The following is a 538-nucleotide window of genomic DNA, read 5'->3' on the forward strand; positions in this document are numbered from 1 at the left end:
CCAATGCACTTATCGTGAAATATGCGCAACTTGGTAAACGTGTTGTTCGATTAAAAGGTGGTGATCCCTTTATTTTTGGACGTGGTGGTGAAGAAATTGAAGTTGCTATTGCACATGGGATCTCTTTTCAAGTTGTACCGGGGATCACTGCAGCGAGCGGAGCGAGTGCCTATGCGGGGATCCCATTAACCCACCGACAATATGCTCAAAGTGTCACCTTTATGACAGGGCATTGTAAAGCCGATGGGATCGAGCCGGATTGGGCATCGTTAGCGCAAGCTAATCACACACTCGCTATTTATATGGGAACAGCAAAAGCAGAGCTTATTAGCCAGCGTTTAATCAAACTCGGACGTTCTCCATTAACGCCTATCGCGGTGATTAGTTGTGGCACTCGTCGTGATCAGCAAGTCTTCACGGGAAACCTAACACAATTAGCGCAGTTAGCTGAAAAAGCACCGACTCCCGCTTTATTAATTGTGGGAGAAGTCGCTGCACTACATCACCAACTTGCGTGGTTTGGTGATAGATATGCTTA

Annotated in this window: 1 protein-coding gene; it reads left to right on the top strand. The window is 46.7% G+C overall.

Features of this window, described 5'->3' with window-relative positions; translation table 11 throughout:
* Positions 1 to 538, top strand: a 538-nt coding sequence (gene cobA / locus ABN217_RS20225) for a uroporphyrinogen-III C-methyltransferase (protein WP_349459999.1), incomplete at both ends; no start/stop codon positions are given.

Origin of the sequence: Proteus sp. fly-1067 (genome assembly GCF_040139345.1) — a bacterium.
Classification (GTDB): domain Bacteria; phylum Pseudomonadota; class Gammaproteobacteria; order Enterobacterales; family Enterobacteriaceae; genus Proteus; species Proteus vulgaris_B.